This window comes from Polaromonas sp. P1_A2, assembly GCF_056406895.1.
Genome location: NZ_JBFTZI010000002.1, coordinates 603626 through 628940, shown reverse-complemented (window position 1 = coordinate 628940; position 25315 = coordinate 603626). Strand labels below are relative to the sequence as shown.

At 65.8% G+C, this 25315-nt stretch carries 27 protein-coding genes; 16 read left to right on the top strand and 11 right to left on the bottom strand.

The features are described 5' to 3' along the window. The first annotated feature begins 2 nt into the window (after positions 1–2). Complete coding sequence (locus AC1D09_RS09955; protein WP_477663680.1) at positions 3–875, top strand: glycosyltransferase family protein; 873 nt, start codon at positions 3–5, stop codon at positions 873–875. Between the two features lie 13 nt (positions 876–888). Here the strand turns inward: AC1D09_RS09955 and AC1D09_RS09950 are convergent, their stop codons facing one another. The 11 genes from AC1D09_RS09950 to AC1D09_RS09900 all read right to left on the bottom strand — a co-directional run bounded on the left by AC1D09_RS09950 (position 889) and on the right by AC1D09_RS09900 (position 10306). Continuing rightward, positions 889–2064: a glycosyltransferase family 4 protein gene (locus AC1D09_RS09950; RefSeq protein ID WP_477663679.1), complete on the bottom strand. Its 1176-nt coding sequence runs from the start codon at positions 2062–2064 to the stop codon at positions 889–891. Further along, positions 2061–2804, bottom strand: a complete 744-nt coding sequence (locus AC1D09_RS09945) for a polysaccharide deacetylase family protein (protein WP_477663678.1) — start codon at positions 2802–2804, stop codon at positions 2061–2063. Before AC1D09_RS09945 ends, AC1D09_RS09950 begins: the two co-directional genes overlap by 4 nt. A gap of 14 nt (positions 2805–2818) precedes the next feature. Beyond that, positions 2819–4318, bottom strand: a complete 1500-nt coding sequence (gene rng, locus AC1D09_RS09940; protein ID WP_477663677.1) for a ribonuclease G — start codon at positions 4316–4318, stop codon at positions 2819–2821. 30 nt (positions 4319–4348) lie between these two features. Then, complete coding sequence (locus AC1D09_RS09935) at positions 4349–4951, bottom strand: Maf family protein (protein WP_477663676.1); 603 nt, start codon at positions 4949–4951, stop codon at positions 4349–4351. A 127-nt stretch (positions 4952–5078) separates the two neighbouring features. Beyond that, complete coding sequence (rlmH, locus tag AC1D09_RS09930; protein WP_007871802.1) at positions 5079–5546, bottom strand: 23S rRNA (pseudouridine(1915)-N(3))-methyltransferase RlmH; 468 nt, start codon at positions 5544–5546, stop codon at positions 5079–5081. After that, positions 5543–6358, bottom strand: a complete 816-nt coding sequence (gene rsfS, locus AC1D09_RS09925) for a ribosome silencing factor (RefSeq protein WP_477663675.1) — start codon at positions 6356–6358, stop codon at positions 5543–5545. The genes rlmH and rsfS overlap by 4 nt, the downstream gene beginning before the upstream one ends. Before the next feature lie 29 nt (positions 6359–6387). Further along, positions 6388–7020, bottom strand: a complete 633-nt coding sequence (nadD, locus tag AC1D09_RS09920; protein ID WP_477663674.1) for a nicotinate (nicotinamide) nucleotide adenylyltransferase — start codon at positions 7018–7020, stop codon at positions 6388–6390. Continuing rightward, on the bottom strand, positions 7017–7934 hold the full coding sequence (gene hemF, locus AC1D09_RS09915) for an oxygen-dependent coproporphyrinogen oxidase (protein WP_477663673.1): 918 nt from the start codon (positions 7932–7934) through the stop codon (positions 7017–7019). The genes nadD and hemF overlap by 4 nt, the downstream gene beginning before the upstream one ends. 52 nt (positions 7935–7986) lie before the next feature. After that, on the bottom strand, positions 7987–9288 hold the full coding sequence (gene purD, locus AC1D09_RS09910) for a phosphoribosylamine--glycine ligase (RefSeq protein ID WP_074574215.1): 1302 nt from the start codon (positions 9286–9288) through the stop codon (positions 7987–7989). Further along, the gene (locus tag AC1D09_RS09905) at positions 9285–9563 is read right to left on the bottom strand and encodes a hypothetical protein (RefSeq protein ID WP_477663672.1); all 279 of its coding nucleotides are present in this window, start codon (positions 9561–9563) and stop codon (positions 9285–9287) included. Before AC1D09_RS09905 ends, purD begins: the two co-directional genes overlap by 4 nt. A 17-nt stretch (positions 9564–9580) precedes the next feature. Next, positions 9581–10306 carry a YebC/PmpR family DNA-binding transcriptional regulator gene (locus tag AC1D09_RS09900; RefSeq protein ID WP_074574214.1) on the bottom strand — a complete coding sequence of 242 codons (726 nt, stop codon included), beginning with the start codon at positions 10304–10306 and terminating at the stop codon, positions 9581–9583. Positions 10307–10384: 78 nt separating this feature from the next. On the opposite strand from AC1D09_RS09900, the gene AC1D09_RS09895 reads away from it, so the two are divergent. The 15 genes from AC1D09_RS09895 (at position 10385) to AC1D09_RS09825 (ending at position 24989) form a co-directional block, all read left to right on the top strand. Beyond that, positions 10385–11911 carry a helicase HerA-like C-terminal domain-containing protein gene (locus AC1D09_RS09895; RefSeq protein ID WP_477663671.1) on the top strand — a complete coding sequence of 509 codons (1527 nt, stop codon included), beginning with the start codon at positions 10385–10387 and terminating at the stop codon, positions 11909–11911. A 115-nt stretch (positions 11912–12026) separates the two neighbouring features. After that, positions 12027–13334: a GTP cyclohydrolase II gene (locus tag AC1D09_RS09890; protein WP_477663670.1), complete on the top strand. Its 1308-nt coding sequence runs from the start codon at positions 12027–12029 to the stop codon at positions 13332–13334. Continuing rightward, positions 13327–14619: a URC4/urg3 family protein gene (locus tag AC1D09_RS09885; protein WP_477663669.1), complete on the top strand. Its 1293-nt coding sequence runs from the start codon at positions 13327–13329 to the stop codon at positions 14617–14619. The genes AC1D09_RS09890 and AC1D09_RS09885 overlap by 8 nt, the downstream gene beginning before the upstream one ends. Before the next feature lie 54 nt (positions 14620–14673). Then, complete coding sequence (gene upp / locus AC1D09_RS09880; protein ID WP_477663668.1) at positions 14674–15318, top strand: uracil phosphoribosyltransferase; 645 nt, start codon at positions 14674–14676, stop codon at positions 15316–15318. Between the two features lie 172 nt (positions 15319–15490). Beyond that, entirely contained in the window at positions 15491–16495 is a 1005-nt protein-coding gene (locus AC1D09_RS09875; protein ID WP_477663667.1) for a BMP family protein, read from the top strand. 24 nt (positions 16496–16519) lie between these two features. Next, positions 16520–17473, top strand: a complete 954-nt coding sequence (locus AC1D09_RS09870; protein WP_477663666.1) for a 5'-methylthioadenosine/S-adenosylhomocysteine nucleosidase — start codon at positions 16520–16522, stop codon at positions 17471–17473. Between the two features lies 1 nt (position 17474). Beyond that, positions 17475–17918 (top strand): VOC family protein, encoded by a 444-nt coding sequence (locus AC1D09_RS09865; RefSeq protein WP_477663665.1) that lies wholly within the window; start codon positions 17475–17477, stop codon positions 17916–17918. After that, positions 17893–19470 carry an ABC transporter ATP-binding protein gene (locus AC1D09_RS09860; RefSeq protein WP_477663664.1) on the top strand — a complete coding sequence of 526 codons (1578 nt, stop codon included), beginning with the start codon at positions 17893–17895 and terminating at the stop codon, positions 19468–19470. Before AC1D09_RS09865 ends, AC1D09_RS09860 begins: the two co-directional genes overlap by 26 nt. Continuing rightward, on the top strand, positions 19467–20528 hold the full coding sequence (locus AC1D09_RS09855) for an ABC transporter permease (protein ID WP_477663663.1): 1062 nt from the start codon (positions 19467–19469) through the stop codon (positions 20526–20528). The genes AC1D09_RS09860 and AC1D09_RS09855 overlap by 4 nt, the downstream gene beginning before the upstream one ends. 135 nt (positions 20529–20663) lie before the next feature. Next, positions 20664–21596 carry an ABC transporter permease gene (locus AC1D09_RS09850; RefSeq protein WP_477663662.1) on the top strand — a complete coding sequence of 311 codons (933 nt, stop codon included), beginning with the start codon at positions 20664–20666 and terminating at the stop codon, positions 21594–21596. Further along, on the top strand, positions 21596–22333 hold the full coding sequence (locus AC1D09_RS09845; RefSeq protein ID WP_477663661.1) for a GNAT family N-acetyltransferase: 738 nt from the start codon (positions 21596–21598) through the stop codon (positions 22331–22333). The genes AC1D09_RS09850 and AC1D09_RS09845 overlap by 1 nt, the downstream gene beginning before the upstream one ends. Positions 22334–22344: 11 nt before the next feature. Then, on the top strand, positions 22345–23622 hold the full coding sequence (locus AC1D09_RS09840; RefSeq protein WP_477663660.1) for an amidohydrolase family protein: 1278 nt from the start codon (positions 22345–22347) through the stop codon (positions 23620–23622). 20 nt (positions 23623–23642) lie between these two features. Further along, positions 23643–23852 (top strand): hypothetical protein, encoded by a 210-nt coding sequence (locus AC1D09_RS09835; protein WP_477663659.1) that lies wholly within the window; start codon positions 23643–23645, stop codon positions 23850–23852. Positions 23853–23969: 117 nt separating this feature from the next. Then, on the top strand, positions 23970–24125 hold the full coding sequence (locus AC1D09_RS09830; RefSeq protein ID WP_477663658.1) for a hypothetical protein: 156 nt from the start codon (positions 23970–23972) through the stop codon (positions 24123–24125). A 189-nt stretch (positions 24126–24314) separates the two neighbouring features. Further along, positions 24315–24989: an alpha/beta family hydrolase gene (locus tag AC1D09_RS09825; protein ID WP_477663657.1), complete on the top strand. Its 675-nt coding sequence runs from the start codon at positions 24315–24317 to the stop codon at positions 24987–24989. The last annotated feature ends 326 nt before the right edge of the window (positions 24990–25315 follow it).

Genomic DNA, 25315 nt, shown 5'->3' with positions numbered 1-25315 from the left:
CGATGCCAGTCTCCATCAGCGGCTTTACCTTTATTCGCAACGGCGTGGGCCTGGGCTTTCCCTTTGAGGCCTCGATACGCTCCCTGCTGCCCCTGGTCGATGAATTCGTCGTGGCCGTGGGCAAAGGCGAGGACGACACGCTGGAGCGCGTCAGGGCCATCCAGGACCCGAAAATCCGCATCATCGAAACCCTGTGGAACGAGCGCATGGCCGACCGCGGTTTTGTCTATGCCCAGCAAAAAATGATCGCGCAGTACTCATGCACCGGCGACTGGGCTTTTTACCTGGAAGGCGATGAAGTCGTGCATGAGGGTGAACTGGCCGCCATACGCGCCAGCGTCGAGCGCCATCACAACAACCCGGCCGTCGAGGCGCTGGTCTTTGACTACCTCCACTTTTACGGCTCGCCCGACTGGATCTCCATCAGCCCCGGCTGGTACCGCCGCGAATGCCGTTTGATCCGCAACACCATACGCAGCTACGCGCCCGACGGCCAGTACTGGCTGGTCACCACCCGGCACAAGCGCGGGCGCAACCCGCAGGCCGCGCTGGCCAACGCCCATATCTACCACTACGGCTGGATACGCCGCAACGAGGAAATGCAGAAAAAACTGGACCAGGTCAGCAAGTACTGGGGCGAAGCCCGGGCCGCGCAGATCACCTACAGCCAGTTTGACCGCCGTGCCCTCGCCCCTTTCACCGGCACCCACCCCGAGGCGGTGAAGCAATGGCTGGCAACGGAAGCCGAGCCGGTGCTCAATATAGACCCGGCCTACAAACCCACGCCCAAGGAAAACAAGTACCACTTCATGCGCCAGGTGGAGACGCTGACCGGGCTGGACTTCAGCCGCAAGCACTTCAAGCTCGTCGCCTGAAGCCGTACGCCATTCAGCGCGGCGAACCCTTGGCCGCGACGGCTGAAAAATACAGCGCCTCCTGCTGCAGCGCGATTTCGCGCCACTGGTAGCGCTCGGCAAAGGCCACGGCGCCGCGCGACAAGCTTTCCCGCAGCGCCGGCTGGCCCAGCAAGTCCCCCAGCACCCGCGCCAGCTCGCCCGCGTCGCGCGGGTCATCGAGCAAGAGCGCATTGGCGCCCTGCGCCAGCAGCCCGGCAATGCCGCAGTAACGGGCCCCGCTGACCACCACCGGCAGGCCGTGGGCCATGGCCTCCAGCACCACCATCGCAAACGTGTCCTCGAAGGTGGGATGCACCAGGGCATCGGCCGCCTCGTAGGCCGGGCCCACGTCCTTGAGCGCGCCCAGGAAGGCCACACGCGCGCCCAGCTTCAGCGTATCGGCGATCGCGCGGAATTCCGCGATGTGGGCCGGGTTGCCCACCACCGCGAGCACCACCTCGCCCGGCAGCTGGGCCAGGGCCCGCAGCAGGCCCTCCAGGCCCTTCTTGCGGTAATCGTTGCCGACAAACAGCAGGCAGGTGCCCGCGGCCGGCAAACCCAGCTTGGCCCTCGCCTCGCTTTTGCGGCTAGCGCTGATGGGCAGCTGCGGCATCGTGATGCCCGGCGTCACCACCGACAGCGCGGCACGGCTGGCCGGGTAGGCGGCCTCCATGATGGGACGCAGGCTTTCGGAAGTCACCACCACCTGCCGGCCCGGCTGGGGCGCATAACGCGCACGCTCCAGCCCCAGGTAGGCCAGCAGGCGCGGGCTGGTCACGACCTTGATCCAGCGCAGGACACGGCGCACACCGCGGCGCCCCTGGAACAAGCTGTGCTTGACGGGCAGCACGTGCACCGTCTGCACCTCGCCATGCCAGGTGTTTTCGTGGGAATGCACGATGTCGAAGCCGCTTCGCGTCGCCCACCAGCTGGCCGTGGCGAACCACAGCTGGTTGATCCAGCGCGGCTTGCGCAGCGGGGCCGAAACCTTGTGGTACGTCACGCCCGGCCACTGGTGGTCGATTTCCTGCGCGAACACATGGACTTCGTGCCGGTCCGACAGCTGCTCGACCAGGGCGATGGAATAACGCTCCGCGCCGCCGCCCGTCGGCGAGAAAGTCCGGTTGAAAACGGCGATGCGCAGTTTCCGGGGCAATGGCTGGCTCATTTTTTCCGGCGGTCTTCGTAGGCCGTGGCGACCTTGAGCCAGAACACCGGCAAGGTGGTGGAGCGCAGCACCGGCACCCGCGGCAACCGCAGCAGGTCCATGCCTTCATGGCAGCGGCTGCGCTGGGTGGTGGTGGCAGTGGCAAAGCCCAGCGTCCGCGCCATTTCCACATGGCCGGCATTAAAGTGGCCGAAGGGATAGCAAAAATGCGCCACCGCACTGCCCGTGACGGCCTCCAGCCCGCTTTTGCCCAGCACCATTTCCTCGACACAGCCTGCTTCGTCGGTTTCCAGCAGGTTGGCGTGGCTGTGGGTGTGCGAGCCTATCTCCTGCCCGCCGGCCACCCACTGGCGGATCTCGCCCTCGTCCATCAGCGGCGTCTGGGGGATGCCGATTCGCTCGTCCCAGATGTTGGTCCTGCCCAGCAGCCCGCCGACCGCGTAGCAGGTGGACGAAAACCCGTGTTTCACCAGCACCGGCAGCGCATGGGTCAGGTTGTTGCGGTAGCCGTCGTCAAAGGTGATGCCCACCACCTTGCCGCTGCGCTCGCCGCGCAAATAAGGCATCAGGCCGCCCATGGACAGGCCCGTGTAGCCCAGGCGCTTGAGCCAGGCCATTTGCCGCGCGAAAGCCGCGGGCGCCACATAGAGCCCGCGAAACGGGCTGCTGCCCTTGGGCGGGGCCTCGGCGATCTGGTGGTAGACCAGGATGGGAATGGGTTGGCGGTTCAGGGTCGGCATGAAGAAAGAAAAAATCAGAGCAGGACGATGTCGTATTGCTCCTGCGCCATCGCGGCCTCGGCCTGCAGGGAAATCGGCTTGCGGATGAAATCGCTGAGGCTGGCCAGGTGCTGGCTTTCCTCGTCGAGGAAAAGCTCTATCACCTTGGGCGAGGCCACCACCCGGAATTCGCGCGGGTTGAACTGGCGCGCCTCGCGCAGGATTTCGCGCAGGATGTCGTAAGTCACGCTGCGCGCGGTCTTGACCACGCCCTTGCCCATGCAGGCGCTGCAGGGCTCGCAGAGCTGGTGCGCCAGCGATTCGCGCGTGCGCTTGCGCGTCATCTCCAGCAGGCCCAGCGCCGAAAAACCGTTGACCGTGGTCTTGATGCGATCGCGCGCCAGCTGCTTCTGGAATTCGGCCAGCACCGCCTCGCGGTGGTTCTCCTTGATCATGTCGATGAAGTCGACGATCACGATGCCGCCCAGGTTGCGCAGCCTGAGCTGGCGCGCAATGGCCTGCGAGGCTTCCAGGTTGGTCTTGAAGATCGTGTCGTCGAAATTGCGCGCGCCGACAAAACCGCCGGTGTTCACGTCCACCGTGGTCAGCGCCTCGGTCTGGTCGATGATCAGGTAGCCGCCCGACTTGAGGTCCACACGCCGGCCCAGGGCCTTGGCGATTTCCTCGTCGATGTTGAAGAGGTCGAAGATCGGCCGCTCGCCGCCGTAGTGCTGCAGCTTCTGCTCGGTGGCCGGCATGAATTCCGCGGCGAAGGTCCTGAGCTTGTCGAACTGCTCGCGCGAGTCTATGCGTATGGTCTGCGTGCCCTCCACCACCAGGTCGCGCAGCACGCGCTGCAGCAGGTTCAGGTCCTGGTGCAGCACCGAGGCCGGCGGCATGCGCAGCGAGGCGTCCTTGATGCGCGCCCAGGTCTTGCGCAGGTAGGTGATGTCCTCGGCCAGTTCGGCGTCCGTCGCGTCTTCGCCGTTGGTGCGCAGGATGAAGCCGCCGCCCATGTCGCCGGCCAGGGCCTGCACGCGCTGGCGCAGCTCCTCGCGCTGGCGGGGTGGTATTTTCTGCGAGACGCCGATGTGGTTGTCCTGCGGCAGGAACACCAGCAGGCGGCCGGCGATGCTGATCTGCGCCGTCAGGCGCGCGCCCTTGCTGCCTATCGGGTCCTTGAGGACCTGCACCATCACCGCCTGGCCTTCAAAGAGCTGCTTTTCGATAGGCTGCAGCGAAGCCATGGCTGGCGATGTGAGGCCTCCGCCGGCCTGGGCGTCGCTGTCGGCATGGCGGCTGTTGATGCTGCTCATGAGGTCGGCCACGTGCAGAAAGGCCGCGCGGTCCAGGCCGATGTCGATAAAGGCCGACTGCATGCCGGGCAGCACGCGGGCGACCTTGCCCAGGTAGACATTGCCGACCAGGCCGCGTTCCAGGGTGCGTTCGACGTGAAGCTCCTGCACCGCGCCGTGCTCGACCACCGCCACCCGGGTTTCCTGGGGCGACCAGTTGATCAGGATGTCTTGTTGCATGGGGGTCCTGAAAAGTGTGGGGTTCGAAGGCTAGAAGCGAATACCGGCGGCTTTCAGCAAAAGCGCCGTTTCTCTCAGCGGAAGCCCCATGATGCCACTGTAGCTGCCGTCTATGCGGCTGATGTGCTGGGCCACCCTGCCCTGCACCGCATAGGCGCCGGCCTTGCCCATGGGCTCGCCGCTGGCGACGTAGCTGCGGATTTCGGCGGGCGTCAATTCGTCGAAACTGACCTTCGAGCGGCTGAGCGCCTCGAAGCGGCGGCGCCCAGCCTGCACGGCCACGGCCGTCAGCACGCGGTGCGTGCCGCCCGAGAGCTCGCGCAGCATGCGGGCCGCGTCTTTTGCGTCGTCCGGCTTGCCGTAAATCACCCGCCCCATGGCCACCGTGGTGTCCGAGCAGAGTATGGGCGCCGGCGGCAGCTTGCGCCGCTTCATGCGGGCGACTGCCGCATCGAGCTTGAGGCCGGTGACGCGCCGGACATAGGCCGCAGGCGCTTCGTTTTTGAGCACCGCCTCCAGCGACTCGGCATCTTCACCGGCGTCCGGCAGCAGGAGTTCGTGGCGTACGCCGAGCTGCTCCAGCAGTTGCCGCCGCCTCGGGCTTTGGGAGGCGAGGTAGATAAATTCAGCCATACAAGAGCTTATTCAGGTATTCGGGTATTCAGACCAGCAGGGGCCGCGGAACCGGCTTTGCCGGGCCGCAGGCGCAGCGCCCCCTCGGGGGGCAGCGCAGTACGCGAAGCGACAAGCGTGGGGGCCATTATTCGCGATGATAAGGATGGTTAATCGTGATGCTCCAGGCCCGGTAAAGCTGCTCAATGAGCAGCACACGCACCATGGCATGGGGCAAGGTCAGGTCCGACAGGCGCAGCCGCTCGTGCGCGGCCTGCTTGAAGCCGGCGTCCAGCCCGTCGGGCCCGCCTATCACGATGGCCACGTCGTCGCCCGACAGCTGCCAGGCTTTCAGCCTTTCGGCCAGGGCCACGGTGGTGACGGCCGTGCCGCGTTCATCGAGCGCCACGACACGGGTGCCGCGCGCGATGCTGGCTTCTATGCGGCCGCGCTCGGCGGACAGCAGGTTGTCCAGGGTCTTGGAGGCGCGCGGCTCGGTCTTGACGGCCTTGAGCTCGACCTTGATTTCCGGCGGAAAGCGTTTGGCGTAGTCCTCATAGGCCGTCTGCGCCCAGTCGGGCACCTTCTGGCCTACGGCTACGATCGTCAGCCTCATTTGCTCCGGGGAGCGGTTTTCCTGGCGGCGGGTTTCTTGGCCGCGGTCTTGGCGGCTGTTTTGGCCGCCGTCTTGCGCGCGGCGACCTTTTTGGGTGCCGGCACCTTGATGATGGGCGTCTTCACCGCGGGCTTGGCGGCTGGTTTGCCGGTCGCAGCCTTGGCGCCGGCGCGGGCCGGTTTGGCGGCGGGTTCGGCCGCCGTCGCGGTCGCATTGCGCTTGGCGGTCCAGTCGTTGCTCTTGCCGACCCGGCCCACATAGCTGGAGTCAGCGGTTTTGGCGGGCGCCCTGGCCGGTGCTTTTGCCGCGGATTTGGCCGCGGTCTTCGCGCCCGGCTTGGCAGCCGTTTTGGCGCCGGCGCGGCTTGCCTTGGGCTTGGCCTCGGGCTCGGCGTCGGCCTTGGACGCTTTCACCAGCGGCGCGGGCGCGCCCAGTTTGAGCTTGATGGGCTTGTCGCCCCAGATCTCTTCGAGGTGGTAGTACTGGCGTATGGCCGGCTGCATGATGTGCGCCACTGCGGCGCCGCAGTCGACGATGATCCATTCGCCGTTGTCTTCGCCCTCGATGCGCGGCTTGGCGAAACCCGCATCACGCACCGCATCGCGCACGCTGGCGGCCAGCGCCTTGGTCTGGCGGTTGGAGCTGCCCGACGCCACGATCACACGTTCGAACAGCGAGGTGATGTGCTCGGTGTCGAAGACCTGGATGTCCTGCGCCTTGACGTCCTCCAGGCCATCGATGATGGCGCGCTGCAATTTCTGCACATCCTTTTTGTCGGCGGCGGCGGAGGTTTTGGCGGTGGTGGAGGTCATGCAGTGATGTGCTTCGATAAGGTAAGGAATTAATGGGAACGGTACAGCTGGTGCAGTGAAATATAACGTGCAACGGCTTCAGGGACCAAGCGGGTAATTTCCCCGGCCGTCGCCGCGCCCGAGGCCGTCAACTGGCGGATCTGGGTGGCGCTCACGGGCATCAGGGGGAGATCGAGCAGCGTAAAACGGCTGCTGCGGCTTTCATAGGCCTCAAACTGAGGCTGGGCCGGCATGGATTGTGCACGGCCAGCTATACAAATTATAGCAATATCCAGGATGTCCTGCCAGCGGTGCCATTGCCGGAAGGCGGCGAACTGGTCGGCGCCTATAAACAGGTAAATCTGGGCGCCCGGGTTCTCGGCCTGCAGCGCCAGCAGCGTGTCTATGGTGAAGGTCGGCCCGGGACGCTGCACCTCGCGCTCGTCCACCTGGACATGGGGGATGGACTCAAACGCCAGCCTGGCCATGGCCAGGCGGTGCGCCGGCGCGCTCAAGGCCTGCGACTTGTGCCAGGCATGGCCGGTGGGCACCACATAGAGCGTATCCAGCCCGAACTGCGCGATCGCCGCCCCGGCCAGGGCCACATGGGCATTGTGCGGCGGGTCAAAAGCACCGCCGAAAACGCCTATGCGCCTGCCCGGCGGAAGCGGCTGCGTGTTCAAACCCAGTCCCGCCTCGGCAAAAACTCGGTGTAAAGCCGCTCTTCGGCGCTGCCGGCCTCGACGCCGCGCTGGTAGGACCAGCTCGCCAGCGGCGGCATGGACATCAGGATGGACTCGGTGCGCCCGCCCGACTGCAGGCCGAAGTGTGTGCCGCGGTCCCAGACCAGGTTGAACTCCACATAGCGGCCGCGCCGGTAGAGCTGGAATTCGCGTTCCCGCTCGCCGTAAGGCGTGTCCTTGCGCCGCTCCACAATGGGCAGGTAGGCCCGCAAAAAGGCATCGGCCACGCCCTGCATCAGGGCAAAGCTGCGATCCGGGCCCAATTCCTGGAAATCGTCAAAAAACACGCCGCCTATGCCGCGCTGCTCCTGCCGGTGCTTGAGGTAGAAATACTCGTCGCACCACTGCTTGAAGCGCGGGTATTTGTCCTCACCGAAAGGCGCCAGCGCGTCCTTGCAGGTCTGGTGGAAATGCACCGCGTCCTCTTCAAAGCCGTAATACGGCGTCAGGTCCATGCCGCCGCCGAACCAGCAGACCGGCGCATCGGGGCTGGAAACCGGCGCCGCGGCCAGCATGCGCACATTCATGTGCACCGTCGGCACGTAAGGGTTGCGCGGGTGGAAGACCAGCGAAACGCCCAGGGCCTCAAAGGGCGCGCCGGCCAGCTCGGGCCGGTGCTGCGTCGCCGAGGGCGGCAGCTTGGGCCCGCGCACATGCGAAAAACCGCAGCCGGCGCGCTCGAACACCGCGCCCTGCTCCAGGATCATGGTCAGGCCGTTGCCCTGCAAGGGCTCGCCCGGCTCCTTCTGCCAGCGGTCGGCCACAAAGGCCTGGCCGTCAATGGCGGAAATGGCGCCGGTGATGCGCTGCTGCAGCGCCAGCAGAAAGTCTCTCACGCTTGAAATATCGGTCATGCTGAGGTGTTCCCCGGGGTACGGAGGCCGCACAGCGGCCCCCGTGCGGTGGTCAGGGCTTGAGCGCGCGCCAGCCTATGTCCTTGCGGTACTGCGCGCCGTCAAAGCGTATGCCCTGGGCGACTTCGTAGGCGCGCTGCTGCGCGGCCTTTACCGTGCTGCCCAGCGCCGTCACGCAGAGCACGCGGCCGCCCGCGGTCAGCGTCGCGTCGCCCTCCTTGCGCGTGCCGGCATGGAACACCATGGCGTCCTCGGGCGCGTCGGCGGGCTTGACCAGGCCGTGGATGGCATCGCCCTTGCGCGGGTTCAGCGGGTAGCCGTGCGCGGCCATCACCACGCCCAGCGCGGGCCGGCGGTCCCAATCGAGCTCGATCTGGTCCAGCGTGCCCGAGGTCGCGGCCATCATCACGTCATAAAGGTCGGTCTTGAGCCGCATCATGATGGGCTGGGTTTCCGGGTCGCCCATGCGGCAGTTGAATTCCAGCGTCTTGGGTTTGCCTTCGGCGTCGATCATCAGGCCGGCATACAGAAAGCCGGTAAACGGAATGCCGTCTTTTTCCATGCCCTTGATGGTCGGCAGGATGATCTCGCGCATGGCGCGGGCATGCACCTCGGGCGTGACCACCGGGGCCGGCGAATAAGCGCCCATGCCGCCGGTGTTGGGGCCTTCGTCGCCGTCCAGCAGGCGCTTGTGGTCCTGGCTGGTGGCCATGGCCGCCACGTTCTTGCCGTCGCACATCACGATGAAGCTGGCTTCCTCGCCCTGCAAAAACTCCTCGATGACCACGCGCGCGCCGCCTTCGTTGTGCGTGACGCCCAATGGGTTGAAGTCCGGGTTGGGCGCGAGCATGAACTCGATGGCCTCATGCGCTTCCTGCAGCGTCATGGCCACCACCACGCCCTTGCCGGCGGCCAGGCCGTCGGCCTTGACGACGATGGGCGCGCCTTTTTCGTCCACATAGGCGTGGGCCGCGGCCGCGTCGCTAAAGGTTTCGTATTCGGCCGTGGGAATGCCGTGGCGCTTCATGAAGGCCTTGGAAAAAGCCTTGGAGCTTTCGAGCTGCGCGGCCGCCTTGGTCGGGCCGAAAACCCGCAGGCCGTGTGCGCGGAACTCATCGACCACGCCGGCGGCCAGCGGCTGCTCGGGGCCGACCACGGTCAGCGCGATTTTTTCGGCCGTGGCCCATTCGCGCAGCGCCTTCACGTCGGTGATCGCGATGTTTTCCAGCCGCGCATCGAGCGCGGTGCCGCCATTGCCGGGCGCGACATACACCGCCTGGACTTTCGGGGACTGCGCCAGTTTCCAGGCCAGCGCGTGCTCACGGCCGCCGCCGCCAATAACAAGAACTTTCACGGGAGGTTCAATCTAAAAAACAGCAAATAGCTGAGGTACACAACAAGAATAAATACGATGCCGAAAATAACCTTGGCGGCCACCCTGGCGCGCCGCTGGATGTCCAGCGCCTGGTCGTTGACTTTGCCGGCTTTCACGATATTGGCGCGGGTTTCGTCGACCAGCGACTTCTGCATTTCAAGCGATTCCTTTTGCAGCGCGATCGCCTCGCTGCGCAGGCGGTTGCCCTCCTGCAGCAGGGTTTCGATGCGGGCCAGCCGTTCGGAATCATCCATCATCCCACTCCCGGCTTTCAGTTTTCAAGGACCGCGTTGTGGAACACGTCCTGGGTGTCATCCAGGTCCTCCAGCACGTCAAGCAGCTTCTGCATCTTGCGCGCGTCCTCGCCGCTGAGCTCTATGGTGTTGTCGGCGCGCATGGTGACCTCGGCGATCTCGGGCTTGAGGCCGGCGGCCTCCAGCGCGTTGCGCACGGCCTCAAAGCCGGTGTAGGGCGTGAGCACCTCGATGGCGCCGTCCTCATGCGTGATCACGTCGTCAGCGCCGGACTCCAGCGCCACTTCCATGATCTTGTCCTCGCTGGTGCCGGGCGCAAAAATAATCTGGCCGCAGTGCTTGAACTGGAAGGCCACCGAGCCTTCGGTGCCCATATTGCCGCCGTGCTTGGAAAACGCGTGGCGAACCTCGGCCACGGTGCGCACCTTGTTGTCGGTCATGCAGTCGATGATGATGGCCGCGCCGCCTATGCCGTAGCCCTCGTAGCGCACTTCCTCGTAATGCACGCCTTCCAGGCTGCCGGTGGCCTTGGCGATGCCGTATTTGACGTTTTCATTAGGCATGTTGGCCGCTTTGGCCTTGTCCACCGCCAGGCGCAGCCGCGGGTTGGTGCCCAGGTCGCCGCCGCCCATGCGGGCCGCGACCATGATTTCGCGCATCACGCGCGTCCAGATACGCTGGCGTTTTTCGTCCTGTCGGCCCTTGCGGTGTTGAATATTCGCCCATTTACTATGACCAGCCACGACAGAAACCCTTTATTCGGTGATTAATTGATTTAATCTACAAACCGCATTTTACTTTTTCACCCACCGTACACCCCCATGGCCGAAACCACCGCCCTCCCCCTGCTCATCGCCCGCAATGCCGACACCCAGTGCGAGCTGCTGCCCGGCCTGGCGAACCGCCACGGCCTGATCACCGGCGCCACCGGCACCGGCAAGACCGTCACGCTGCAGACCCTGGCCGAAAACTTCTCCAAAATCGGCGTGCCGGTCTTTATGGCCGACGTCAAGGGCGACCTCACCGGCATCAGCCAGGCCGGCACGGTAGGCGCCAAACTGGCCGCCGTCCTCAAGGAGCGCGGCATAGAGATTCCCGAATCGCTGGCCTGCCCGGCCACGCTGTGGGACGTCTTCGGCGAACAAGGCCATCCGGTGCGCGCCACCGTCTCCGACATGGGGCCGCTGCTGCTGGGCCGCATGCTCAACCTCAACGAGACCCAGGCCGGCGTGCTCAACCTGGTGTTCAAGATCGCCGACGACAACGGCATGCTGCTGCTGGACCTCAAAGACCTGCGCGCCATGCTGCAGTACGTGGGCGACAACGCCGGCGACTTCACCACCCAGTACGGCAACGTCAGCGCCGCCAGCGTGGGCGCCATCCAGCGCGGCCTGCTGCAGGTCGAAAGCCAGGGCGGCGACAAGTTCTTCGGTGAGCCCATGCTCAACATCAGCGACTTCATGCAGACGGTGGACGGCAAGGGGGTGATCAACATCCTGGCCGCCGACAAGCTCATGAACTCGCCGCGCCTGTACGCCACCTTTTTGCTGTGGATGCTGTCCGAGCTGTTCGAGCAGCTGCCCGAAATCGGCGACCCCGAAAAACCCAAGCTGGTGTTTTTCTTCGACGAGGCGCATTTGCTGTTCAACGAAGCGCCCAAGGCGCTGGTCGAGCGCATTGAACTCGTGGTGCGCCTGGTGCGCTCCAAGGGCGTGGGCGTGTATTTCGTGACGCAGAACCCGCTCGATATTCCCGACTCGGTGCTGGCCCAACTCGGCAACCGCGTGCAGCACGCGCTGCGCGCCTTCACGCCGCGCGACCAGAAGGCCGTCAAGGCCACGGCCCAGACCATGCGGCAAAAGCCCGGCCTGGACATCGAGACCGCCATCACCGAGCTGGCCGTGGGCGAGGCGCTGGTCAGCCTGCTCGACGCCAAGGGCCGGCCCGGCGTCACCGAACGCGCTTATGTGCTGCCGCCCGGCAGCCAGATCGGCCCCATCACGCCGCAGCAGCGCCAGGCGCTGATCCAGGGCTCGCTGGTCGCGGGCGTTTATGAAAAAGCCGTGGACCGCGAATCGGCCTACGAAAAAATCAGGGGCCGTGCCGAAGTGGCGGCCGCCGAAGCCGGCAAGGCGCCCCAGGGCGGTGCGGCCGGCACCAGCGATTCCGGCGGCATCCTGGGCGGGCTCAACGACGTGCTCTTCGGCACCACCGGCCCGCGCGGCGGCAAACACGACGGCCTGGCGCAAAGCATGGCCAAGTCGGCCGTGCGCACCATGGGCTCGGCCGTGGGCCGCGAGATCATCCGCGGCGTGCTGGGCAGCATCTTCGGCGGCAAGAAACGCTGACACCGGGCGCGGCCCAAAGGGCGCGCCGCCTGTCGCGAATTAACGACCTCCGGCGAGCGGCAGGCTTGTCAAGCCCGGCACGCATCGCTACATTGGTTTTTTTGAAGGATACGCAATGCCTGCTGAAGTTGCCGCCCCATCGTCCGGCTCGCCTTCCGGTTCCCCGCCCACCGCTTCCAGCCCCTCCCCGGCTTCCCACATCCGGCTGACCTCCCACGCAGGCGGCTTCGGCGCGCTGCCCATCCACTGGGGCGCGGCCACACCGGCCGAACGCGGGCCGGTGGTCGGCACCACCACCAAGCGCAGCCACCGCAACGTCATCGGCACGCACAGCGGCTCCTACAGCGTCTACCGCGCGCTGGCCGTCGCCTCGGGCGCGCTGTCGGCCAAACACAAGGCCGACCTCACCAACACCTCGCCCACCGACATCATCGGCCCCTACCCGCAGTGGAGCGAGCCCGGCCGCATCGCCGCCATGGACCCCTGGGGCGCCACGGTCGCCGACGTTTTTTCGGCCGAGCTGGCCGCGGGCTACGACATACGCCCCACCATCGCGGTGACGCAAGCCCATGTGATCCTGCCCGAGGTCATAGAGGCCCTGCAGTCCGGCCGGCTCAAGGCCGACGGCAAATACCTCACGGCCGGCGGCGCGGCCGTGGTCACCAAGGTCGCGGTCGAACCGGTCTGGTACCTCCCCGAGGTCGCGCGGCGCTTCGGCTGCAGCGAAACCGATCTGCGCCGCGTGCTGTTCGAGGAAACCGGCGGCATGTACCCCGAACTCGTCACACGCAGCGACCTGGAGGTGTTCCTTCCTCCTATCGGCGGCCTCACCGCCTACATCTTCGGCAAGCCGCGCGACCTGGCCAACCCAGAGATCGAACTGACCGCCCGCGTGCACGACGAATGCAACGGCTCGGACGTCTTCGGCTCCGACATCTGCACCTGCCGCCCCTACCTCACGCATGCGATTGAGGAATGCATACAGGGTGCGCAGCGCGGCGGCGTGGGCCTGGTGGCCTACTTCCGCAAGGAAGGCCGGGCGCTGGGCGAAGTCACCAAGTTCCTGGTCTACAACGCGCGCAAGCGCCAGGTCGGCGGCGACACCGCCGACCAGTACTTCGCCCGCACCGAATGTGTGGCCGGTGTGCAGGACATGCGCTTCCAGGAGTTGATGCCCGACGTGCTGAGCTGGCTGGGCATACGCAAGATCCACCGGCTGGTCTCCATGAGCAACATGAAATACGACGCCATCACGCGCGCCGGCATCGAAGTCGTCGAGCGCGTCAACATCCCCGAAGGCCTGATCCCGGCCGACGCCCAGGTCGAGATGGACGCCAAGATGGCCGCCGGCTATTTCACGCCCGGCGTTGTGCCCGACGCCGAGGAACTCAAAAAAGCCAAGGGCCGGGGGCTGGATGCCTGAAGCCAACACGCCACCGGCCAACGCCAACTACACCATCGCCGGCAACCTGCGCGGCATAGGTGCCGCCGCCGAGTTGCGCTCCACCGCCACCATACGTTCGCGCGCCCGCGCCTTGCTGGCACGCGCGCGCCGCGGCGAATCAGCCTGGTTCAGCGTCAACGACGGCGCCATGGCCACCGCCGCCAGCCTGGTCGCCGAAATCACGCGCGCCCGCTATCCCAGCCTGGAGATTCCCTACCACTCGCGCTGGCGGCATTTCGAGGCCGGCGGCATCCAGCGCCCCGCCCTGCTCAATGAAGCCCTGGCCTCGGCCACGCCGGCCGGCCGCGCACGCGCGCAAATAGACCTGGCCCTGATCAGCGTGCTGCTGGACGCCGGCGCCGGCCCGCAGTGGCGCTACCTTGAAGCCGCCCAGGGCGAGCGGCCCGGCTGCGAATACAGCCGCTCCGAAGGCCTGGGCGTGGCCAGCTTCCATGCCTTCATGGCCGGCATGTTTTCCAGCGACCCGCAGTACCCGCTGCAGGCCGATGCCGCCGGCCTCAAGGCCGTCACGGCCGAACAGCTGGCCGCCGCCTTCCAGGTCACTGAAAGCAACCCGCTGGTGGGCCTGGAAGGCCGCGCCGCGCTGCTGCGCCGCCTGGGCCAGGCCCTGCAGGACCAGCCCGCGCTCTTCGGCCCGCGCGGCCGCCCCGGGCATTTGTTTGAAGTGCTGGTGCTGCCCGGCAAAAACACCGTCGAGGCGCATGAGCTGCTGTCCATCCTGCTGACCGGCCTGTCGGCCATCTGGCCGGCGCAGAACATGCTGGGCAACATCCCGCTGGGCGATTGCTGGCGCCACCTGGCAGCCGGCGAGGCTGACAGCGGGCCCAGCCAGGGCTGGATGCCTTTCCACAAACTCTCGCAGTGGCTCACCTATTCGCTGCTCGAGCCCTTTGAATGGGCCGGCGTGCAGGTCAACGGCCTGGACGCCCTGACCGGCCTGCCCGAGTACCGCAATGGCGGCCTGTTCCTGGACGCCGGCGTGCTGCTGTTCAAGGACCCGGCCCAGGCCCAGCGCCTGCACCAGGCCGGTGATGAATTGATTGTGGAATGGCGCGCGCTGACCGTGGCCCTGCTCGACGAACTCGCGCCCATGGTGCGCGAGCAGTTAGGATTGACTGCCGAACAGATGCCGCTGGCCCGCGTGCTCGAAGGCGGCACCTGGGCCGCGGGGCGCGCACTGGCACAGCAATTGCATCAGGGTTTGCCGCCCCTGAACATCGAAAGCGACGGCACGGTTTTCTGAGATTTCCGCTCTGCAAACCGGGCAAGGCACAAGAATGAAGAGGCATACATACACATGACGACCACCCGCAGCGACAAAGTCCACCTGGTAGACCACCCCCTGGTGCAGCACAAGCTCACCCTGATGCGCCGCAAGGACGCCTCCACCAACACCTTCCGCACCCTGCTCAACGAGCTCAGCATGCTGATGGCCTATGAGGTCACACGCGACATGCCCATGCAGGAGATCGAGATTGAAACCCCGCTCGAAAAAACCACCTCCAGGGTCATAGACGGCAAGAAGCTGGTGTTTGTCTCCATCCTGCGCGCCGGCAACGGCATCCTCGAAGGCATGCTCAGCGTGGTGCCCGGCGCGCGCGTGGGCCACGTCGGCCTGTACCGAGACCCCAAGACGCTGACGGCCGTCGAGTACTACTTCAAGATGCCGCACGACATGGAAGAGCGCGACATCGTCGTCGTCGACCCCATGCTGGCCACCGGCAACTCGGCCATCGCGGCCGTCGAGCGGCTCAAGGAACTCAATCCCAAGTCCATCAAGTTTGTCTGCCTGCTGACCTGCCCCGAAGGCATCAAGGCACTGCAGGCCGCGCACCCCGACGTGCCCATCTACACCGCTGCGATAGACCGCGAGCTGAATAGCCACGGCTACATCCTTCCCGGTCTGGGTGACGCAGGCGACAGAATCTTTGGTACGAAATAAATGAACACCCCTGTCGGACGCTCACTGCGTGTAGCGCCTTCTCCCCTTGCAGGGGACGGCGCCAGCGGCCCGGCAAAGCCGGTTCCGCGGCCCCTGCTTGAAAAAGCGGAGGCCGGTGATCTCTTGATTTTTTGCCGCTGTTTTTCCTGAACCCACCAACCCGGAGAGTCCCATGTTTCAAGCTGCCCGTTTCAAGCGCCGCCAACTCGTCCTGCTCGCCACCGCGGCCGCCATTGCCCTGCCCGGCCTGGCGTTCGCCCAGGCCAAGACCAAGGTCGCCGCGCTCTACACCGTGCCGTTCGAGCAGCAATGGGTCAGCCGCCTGCACAAGGCGCTCAAAGCCGCCGAGGCGCGCGGCGAGATTGAATACAAGGCCACCGAGAACGTCTCCAACGCCGACTACGAGCGCGTGATGCGCGAATACGCCACCGCCGGCAACACGCTGATCGTCGGCGAGGCCTTTGCCGTCGAGGCCGCGGCCCGCAAGGTCGCCAAGGACTTCCCCAAGGTCTCTTTCCTGATGGGCTCGTCGGGCAAGCCGCAGGCGCCCAACTTCTCGGTGTTCGACAACTACATCCAGGAGCCGGCCTACCTGACGGGCATGATTGCCGGCGGCGTGACCAAGAGCAACAAGATAGGCATGGTGGGCGGCTTCCCGATTCCCGAGGTCAACCGCCTGATGAACGCCTTTATGGCCGGCGCGAAAGAAACCAATCCCAAGGTCGAGTTCAGCGTGAGTTTCATCAACAGCTGGTTTGACCCGCCCAAGGCCAAGGAAGCCGCCTTCGCCATGATCGACAGGGGCGCCGACGTGATGTACGCCGAGCGCTTTGGCGTGAGTGACGCGGCCAAGGAAAAAGGCAAGCTGGCCATCGGCAACGTCATCAACACCCAGGACAAATACCCCGACACCGTGGTCGCCTCGGCGCTATGGAATATGGAGCCCAGCATTGACCGCGCGATCAAGCTGGTCAAGGAAGGCAAGTTCACGGCCGAGGATTACGGACCGTATTCGATGATGAAGCACAAGGGCTCCGAACTGGCCCCGCTGGGCACCTTCGAGAAGAAGGTTCCCGCCGCCATCGTCGCCAAGGTCAAGGCCAAGGAAAAAGACATCCTCGACGGCAAATACACCGTCAAGGTCGACGACAGCCAACCCAAGTCCACCGCCAAATAAGCCTGAGGGCCGGAGAAGCGCCGTATGCATGTCCTTATTTGCCTGCGGCGCATGCTCCCGTCCCGGCTGGCGGCTTTTGCCATCGCCGGGCTGCTGACCCTCGGCCTGGGTGGCTGCGCCACCACCGGCACGCCGGTGCGGCTCGATGAAACGCCGCGCATCGCCGTGATCTCGGCCTTCGAGCCCGAACTCACCTTGCTGCTGCGGCAGCTGCAAACCCCGGCGCGGCACCGCGTCAACGGCGTAGAGTTCAGCACCGGCACCCTGCAGGGCAAACCGGTCGTGCTGTTTCTCTCGGGCATCAGCATGGTCAATGCGTCCATGAACACCCAGCTGGTGCTGGACCGTTTCAACATCCAGAGCATTGTCTTCAGCGGCATTGCCGGCGGCGTGGATCCCAGCCTGCACATCGGCGACGTCAGCGTGCCGGCCCAGTGGGGCCAGTACCTCGAGGTGCTGATGGCGCGCGAAACCGCGCCCGGCCGCTACACCATCCCGCCGCGCATGGAAGCCCAGACCCTGGCGCCCTTCGGCATGCTGCACCCGCGCCCCGTCGAAACCCGCACCGCCGCCAGCCCGGCGCCGGTGCGCAAGTTCTGGTTCACCGTCGACCCCAGGATGCTGGAAACGGCGCGCGGCCTGGGGCCCCTCGCGCTGGAGTCCTGCAAGGCCGGCGTCTGCCTGACACACAAGCCGCAGCTCCGGGTCGGCGGCAACGGCGTCTCCGGCCAGGCCTTTGTCGACAACGCCGCCTTCCGCGAATACGCCTTCAAGACTTTTGGGGCCAATGTGCTGGACATGGAAACCGCCGCCGTCGGCATGGTGGCCTACAGCAACAACGTGCCCTATATCGCCTTCCGCTCCCTCAGCGACCTGGCCGGCGGCGGCGAAGGCGCCAATGAGATGGTGACCTTTATGGGTATCGCCGCCGACAATTCGGCAAAGGTGCTGCTGGCATTTCTCGCAGCCTGGAAATAGCATGCCCGAACTCACCGGGATCGACCACATCTACATCGCCGTGAGCGACATGGCAGCGTCGGAAGCGTTCTACGACAAACTCATGCTGACGGTGCTCCGCTGCCGCAAAAACACCTTCACGATTGGCGGTGACCCGCACATCCAGTATTTCAACCGCTACTTCGGTTATGTCCTGCGGCCGGCCCGCTCCCAAGCCGCGCACGACCCCTACTCGCCCGGCCTTCACCACTTTTGCCTGCGCGTGGACACGGTCGAAGACGTGGTCGAATGCGCCCGGCTGCTGCAGGCCTCAGGCATCAACGCCAGCGAGCCGCACCAGCACGGCGAATACGCACCGGACTACTGGGCGACCTTCTTCAGCGACCCCGATGGCCTCCGTCTGGAAATCACCAACTACCGCCAGGAGCGGCGTGACCGGCATGACCACTGGACATCCCCCGGCTGAGAACACCCAGCCGCCGGTGCTGCGACTTGCCAACATCAGCAAACGCTTCGGCCCGCTGCTCGCCAACGACGCGATTTCGCTGGACTTGCAGGCCGGCGAAATCCTCGCGCTGCTCGGCGAGAACGGCGCCGGCAAGTCCACCCTGGTGTCCATTTTGTTCGGCCACTACACGGCCGACGAAGGCCGCATAGAAATCTTCGGCAAGCCGCTGCCGCCCGGCAACCCGCGCGCGGCGCTCGAGGCCGGCATAGGCATGGTGCACCAGCATTTCACGCTGGCCGACAACCTCAGCGTGCTCGACAACGTGATGATGGGCAGCGAGCCGCTGTGGCAGCTGTTCTCGCGCCGCGGCGCGGCGCGCGCCAGGCTGATGGCGGTGGCGCAGCGCTTTGGCCTGCCTGTGGCGCCGGATGCCAGGGTCGGCAGCCTCTCTGTCGGCGAGCGCCAGCGCGTCGAGATCCTCAAGGCCTTGTACCGCGGCGCGCGCATCCTGATCCTCGACGAACCCACGGCCGTGCTGACACCGCAGGAAAGCGAGGCGCTGTTCGACACCCTGGGCCAGATGGTGGGCCAGGGCCTGTCCATCATTTTTATCAGCCACAAGCTGGCCGAGGTGCTGCGTGTCTCGCAGCGCGTGGCCGTGCTGCGCGCCGGCAAGCTCGTGGCCCAGGCGCCGGCCGCCGGCACCAGCCAGGCGCAGCTTGCGCAATGGATGGTGGGCCATGCCGTCGCGGCCACGCAGCGCCGGCCCGCGCCGGCCACGGGCGCGGCGGTCTGCACACTGGATGCCGTCAGCACGGCCGACGCGGGCCGTGACCGGCTGGACGGCGTCTCGCTGCAGCTCAGGGCCGGCGAAATCGTCGCGATTGCCGGTGTCTCGGGCAACGGCCAGCTCGCGCTGGCCGAGCTGCTGTGCGGCATGCGCCAGGCCAGCCGGGGCACGGTGACCTTGCAGGGCCAACCTTTAAAAGCCTCGCCCGCCTGGCTGGTTTCCCAAGGCGTGGCGCGCATCCCCGAAGACCGGCATGGCGTGGGTGTGGTCAGCGACCTTTGCGTCTGGGAAAACGCCGTATCGGAACGCCTGCGCAGCCCGGCGTTTTCCAGGGCGCTGTGGGTCAAGCGCCAGGCCGCGCAAGCCCATGCGGCGCGCATTGTGCGCGAGTTTGACGTGCGCGGCGGCGGGCCGCAGACGGCAGCCAGGTCGCTCTCGGGCGGCAATATGCAAAAGCTGATCCTCGGGCGGGCGCTGGTTTCTCCCACAACCGAAGCCACAGCGCAGCCACCCCGGCTCATCATTGCCCACCAGCCGACCTGGGGCCTGGACATAGGCGCGGTCGCCTATGTGCAGCAGCAGCTGATTGCCGCGCGCGATGCCGGAGCGGCCGTGCTGGTGATTTCCGACGACCTCGACGAAGTCATCGCACTGGGCGACCGTGTGGCCGTGATGCACGCGGGACGGCTCACCGAGGCCTTGCCCGGCGAAGCCTGGACGCGAGAGGCCATAGGCCTGGCCATGGCAGGCGCCCAAGCCGCCCACGAGGTGCAGCCATGAGATTGGAGAAACGCACCGAAACCTCCAAAGTCGCCCTGCTGCTGGCCCCCATAGCAGCCATCGCCTTCACCCTGCTGGTCAGCGCGCTGCTGGTGCTGTGGGCGGGCGCGCCGCTGGGGCAGACTTACAGCCTGTTGTTCAAGGGCGGCTTTGGTTCGGTCTTTGCGCTCAGCGAAACCCTGACCCGCGCCATCCCGCTGATCCTGACCGGCCTTGCCGCCACCGTGGCCTTCAAGGCGCGGCTCTTCAACATAGGCGCCGAGGGCCAGCTGTATGCCGGCGCGCTGGCCGCCGTGGCCGTGGGCGGCCTGCATGGCGGCACGGGTTTTGGGCTGCCCGTCTGGCTGCTGTTCGGCCTCATGACGCTGGCCGCCGCGTTGGCCGGCGCCCTGCTGCTGCTCGGGCCGGCGCTCCTCAAGGCGCGGCTGGGCGTCGACGAGGTCGTCACCACTTTGCTGCTCAATTTTGTGATGCTGCTGTTTGTCTCGGCCATGCTGGACGGCCCCATGAAAGACCCGACCGCCATGGGCTGGCCGCAAAGCGTGGCGCTGATGGGCGAGCTGGAGCTGTCCAAATTGATTGAACAGACGCGCATACACACCGGCCTGTTCTGGGCCCTGGGCCTGGCCGTGGCGCTGTGGGCTTTGCTCAAATACACCGTGCTGGGTTTTGACATACGCGCCATGGGCGCCAACACCCGGGCGGCCGCCTTTGCCGGCGTGCCCGTCGCGCGCACCGTGGTGCTGGTGGCCCTGCTTTCAGGCGCGCTGGCCGGCCTGGCCGGCGCCATCGAGGTGGCCGGCCGCACCAGCTATGTCACCCTGGACATGTCGCCCGGCTACGGCTACACCGGCATCGTGATTGCCATGCTGGCCGCGCTCAACCCCCTGGGCGTGGTCGCCGCCGCGGTGTTTGTGGCCGGGGTGCTGGTAGGTGCCGACACCATGAGCCGCGCGGTCGGTGTGCCCACCTATATTGCCGATGTGATCGTCGCGGCTTCGCTGATTTCGGTGCTGGTGGCGACCTTGATGACGCAGTACAGGGTGCGGATCAAATGAAGCATTTGCACCCGTATTTGCTCCTTCCCCCGCTGGGGGAAGGCTGGGATGGGGGCTGCTCGCACCCACACGGCCGCCGGCCCCCACCCCTGCCCTCCCCCAGCGGGGGAGGGAGTTTATTTGCGGGGAGCGGCCATGTCTGATCTCCTGGATATTCTGGCGGCCGCGCCCTTCTGGATTGCCGTCCTGAGAATCGCCACGCCGCTCATCCTGGGCACCCTGGGCGTGCTGCTCTGCGAGCGCGCCGGTGTGCTCAACCTCGGCATCGAAGGCATCATGGTCGCGGGCGCTTTCAGCGGCTGGCTGGCCGTCTATGGCGGCGCACCGCTGTGGCTGGGCGTGGTGGTGGCGGCGCTGACCGGTGCGGTATTCGGCCTGTTGCACGCTTTTCTCACCGTGGGCCTGGCGTTGTCGCAGCATGTCGCCGGCCTGGGCATTACCCTGCTGGCGACCTCGCTGAGTTATTACGGCTACCGCGTGAGTTTCCCCAAGGTCGACACGCCGCCCACCGTCACACCGTTTGCGCCCATGCACTGGCTGGACGGCACGGGTTTAAGCGTGCTGGCCGCGCAAACCCCGCTCACCTTGCTGGCCCTGGCCCTGGTGCCGCTGGTCGCCTGGCTGCTGTACCGCACGCCGGCCGGCCTGGCGATACGCATGGTCGGCGAGAACCCGCAGGCCGCCGAAGGCCAGGGCGTCTCCGTCGCGGCCACACGCACCGCCGCCATCGTCGCCGGCTCGGCCCTCATGGGCGTGGCAGGCGCCTTCCTCACGCTCTCGGCCTTTAACGCCTTTTTCTTTAACATGGTCAACGGCCGCGGCTGGGTGTGTGTGGCGCTGGTGGTGTTCGCCTCCTGGCGGCCCGGCAAGGCCTTGCTGGGCGCCCTGCTGTTCGCTTTTTTTGATGCGCTGCAGCTGCGCCTGCAGACTTCCGGCTTGGTCAACGTGCCTTACCAAATCTACTTGATGCTGCCCTACCTGCTCTCCATACTCGCGCTGGTGCTGGTGGCGCGCAAGGCGGCGTATCCTCAGGCGCTGATGAAACCTTATCGCAAGGGAGAGCGCTGATGCGCAAGCGCCAAGCAGAAAGCCCAGACCCGGCTTTCCTCAATGAAAAAACCGCCCGCAAACAGGCCGAGCGCCAGCTCCTGCTCGATGCCCTGGCAGGCGGCCTGGACGCCGAGCCCATAGCCTGGGCGCCCGGCAATGCCACCGTCATCGCGCCGGCCCTGCTGGCCAGCCCGCGCCTGCGGCTGCGCCCCTGGACCGACGCCGACCGCGAGCCCTTTGCCGCCATGACGGCCGATACCGAGGTCATGCGCCACTTCCCGGCGCCGCTCAGCCGCGCGCAGAGCGACGCCTGGATAGACCGCATGAGCCGCAAGATCGAGGAGCGCGGCTGGGGCTTCTGGGCCATGGACTACCTGGCAGAAGGCGCAACAGCGCCGCAATTCGCGGGCTTTACCGGCCTGCATATTCCCGACCCGGAGTTTCCTTGCGGCCCCTGCGTGGAAGTCGGCTGGCGGCTCGCGCAGCGCTTCTGGGGCCTGGGCCTGGCCACCGAGGCGGCACGCCTGTCCTTGCGTGCCGGTTTCGAGTCCCTGGGCCTGCAGGAGATCGTCGCGATGACAACACTGCGCAACACCCGCTCGCGCGCCGTCATGCAGCGCCTGGGCATGCAGGAAAGCCCTGCGGATGAATTCGACCACTGGGCTTACCCCGCGGACAGTCCCGAACGGCGCTGCTGCATCTACCGCCTGCCCCGCGCGCGCTGGTCCGCGGACCCGCAGCAACACCGCAGCTGAAAGGCCACGCCATGCTAGACCTTCTCATCACCAACGCCGCCCTGCCCGACGGCCGAAGCGGCATCTCCATCGCCGTGGAAAAGGGCAAGATCACGGCCGTGGAAGCCGGCCTGCAGGCGCCGGCCCGCGAAACAGTCGACGCCGGCGGCTACCTGCTCAGCCCGCCCTTTGTCGACCCCCACTTCCACATGGACGCCACGCTGAGCTACGGCCTGCCGCGCGTCAATGAAAGCGGCACGCTGCTTGAAGGCATTGCGCTGTGGGGCGAACTCAAGCCGCTGCTGACGGCCGAGGCCCTCATGGAACGCGCCCTCGCCTACTGCGACTGGGCCGTCGCCAAGGGCCTTCTGGCCATACGCAGCCACGTCGATACCAGCGACCCCAGCCTGCTGGCGGTAGACGCACTGCTCGAAGTCAAAAAACAGGTCGCGCCCTATATAGACCTGCAACTGGTCGCCTTCCCGCAGGACGGCGTGCTGCGCACAAAAGGCGGTATCGACAACATCAAGCGCGCATTGGACAAAGGTGTGGAGGTGGTGGGCGGCATCCCGCACTTTGAGCGCACCATGGCCGAGGGCGCGGCCAGCGTCAAGCTGCTCTGCGAGATCGCCGCCGAACGCGGGCTGCTGGTCGACATGCATTGCGACGAATCCGACGACCCGCTGTCACGCCATATCGAAACCCTGGCGTTTGAAAGCCAGCGCCTGGGCCTGCAAGGCCGCGTCAACGGCAGCCACTGCACGTCGATGCACAGCATGGACAACTACTACGTCTCCAAGCTGCTGCCCCTGATCTTTGAGTCCGGCGTCAGCGTCATCGCCAACCCGCTGATCAACATCACCCTGCAAGGCCGCCACGACACATATCCGAAACGCCGCGGCATGACCCGCGTACCCGAACTCATGGCGGCCGGCGTGAATGTCGCCTTCGGCCACGACTGCGTGATGGACCCCTGGTACGGCATGGGCTCGGGCGACATGCTTGAAGTCGCCCACATGGGCCTGCATGTGGCGCAGATGACCAGCCAGAAAGGCATACGCCAGTGTTTTGACGCGGTGACGGTCAATGCGGCCAAGGTCATGCACCTGCAGGGCTATGGGCTGGAGGTGGGCTGCGATGCGAGTTTTGTGCTGCTGCAGGCGCGCGACCCTGTGGAGGCGATTCGTTTGCGCGCGAATCGCTTGAAGGTGTGGAAGAAGGGAAGCCTGCTGGCGCAGACGCCCGAAATCTCGGCGCAACTGCAGCTGCCAGGCCGGCCGGCGACGACTGGTTTTGTGGCTTCCCGATAGAGCCGGTCAAGAAGTACCCTGTGAATTCACCCACTGCCCATGCCGAGCTCATCGCCACTTACAGGAAGGCGCAGGCAGAGGCCGCCCACAAATTCGGATTGATCAAAACCGTCGCGACCAAAGGCCCCAAGGCGATCCAGATGGCCGTCGAGACAGCGGACAAAGCCGCTAAACGCAGGGATGCCTACGCCAGAAAGCTCGCAGCACTCAAGGTGGATCTCAAGGATTAGCTCGGTGGCTTACGGATAATCAGGATTTGGAAAAAACCGAGGAACCCAGAAGTACCCGAAGAAGAACCCGAACCGATTGAGGAATACGTCCCCGGCGTCGCAAACGGCAGGCACTATATGGCCAGGCTGTGCCATTTCCCTGACGGCCCCTGGTATATCGACGTTGTACACGTTGAATCGCTGCCGCCCCTGCACGACAGCGACAGGACCTGGCCCACGCGCGAGGAGGCTGTTCGGGCCGCCAACAAGCTGGTGGCTGACCTGGCGCACTGAGCGGAGAAACGGTTTGCCGCCCGGCCGCCTCTCACCCCTTCCCCCTCTGGGGGAAGGCAGGGATGGGGGCTACCGGCCTCCAATCCAAAGCCGCCATGCTGTCACGCGCCGCGGGCCCCCATCCCAACCTTCCCCCAAAGGGGGAAGGAGCAAGAAAAAACAAGCCGCATCCCAGCACACTTCCCCTTGATGCCGACACACCCCACTCCACTGACCATTGCGCTCGCGTCGGGCGGCACCATTTCCGGCCTGCTACAGGCGCCCGCCAGCGCCAAGGCTTGTTATGTGTTTGCCCACGGCGCAGGCGCGGACATGAAGCACGCCTTCATGGCGTCCATCGCCCAGGGCCTCGCGGAACGCGCCATTGCCAGCTTGCGCTTCAATTTTCCGTTCATGGAACAAGGTGCTAAGCGCCCGGACTCCCCCGCCGTCGCGCATGCGGCGGTTCGGGCGGCGGTCGCAGAAGCGGCGCGGCATATGCCTGGTGTGCCGCTGTTTGCCGGCGGCAAGTCCTACGGTGGGCGCATGAGCACGCAGGCGCAGGCGGCTGAGCCACTGCCCGGAGTAAAGGGCCTTGTGCTGGTGGGCTTTCCACTGCACCCGGCCGGCAAACCTTCAATCGAACGCGCCGCGCACCTGGCGGGCGTCAAGCTGCCCATGCTTTTTCTGCAAGGCACACGCGATGGCCTCGCCGATCTGGACCTGCTCACACAAACCACGGCAAAGCTCGGCAACAAGGCCAACCTGCATATCGTGGAGGGCGCCGACCACGCCTTCCATGTGCTGGTGCGTTCAGGCCGCACCGATGCGCAGGTGCGCGAGGAATTGTGCGACACCATGGCTGCGTGGATGGCGAACCGCTAGCGGTGCAAGAGGGCCATCAGCCCCCTGATGTAAGCGCCGGTCAGAGCAGATCGTGACGATGGGCTCACGCACCGGTCTGTTACCCGCGCCACTTGACGTGCCGGTGCGCGGTGAGGTGATGGGCCTTGGTGTGGTCGAGTTGCGGTTTGACTAACGAGGAATCGCTCTCTACTGTCTACGTGCAAGGGTTTACCCAAGGATGCTCCTACTACAAAAGGCGGATGCATCCATACTGGCAAAGCGATATGGTCTACCTCATCAGACGGACCTACGCTGGCCAGAAGCATTCCCGTATGAAGGAAGCATAAGCACCAAGGCATCAAGGC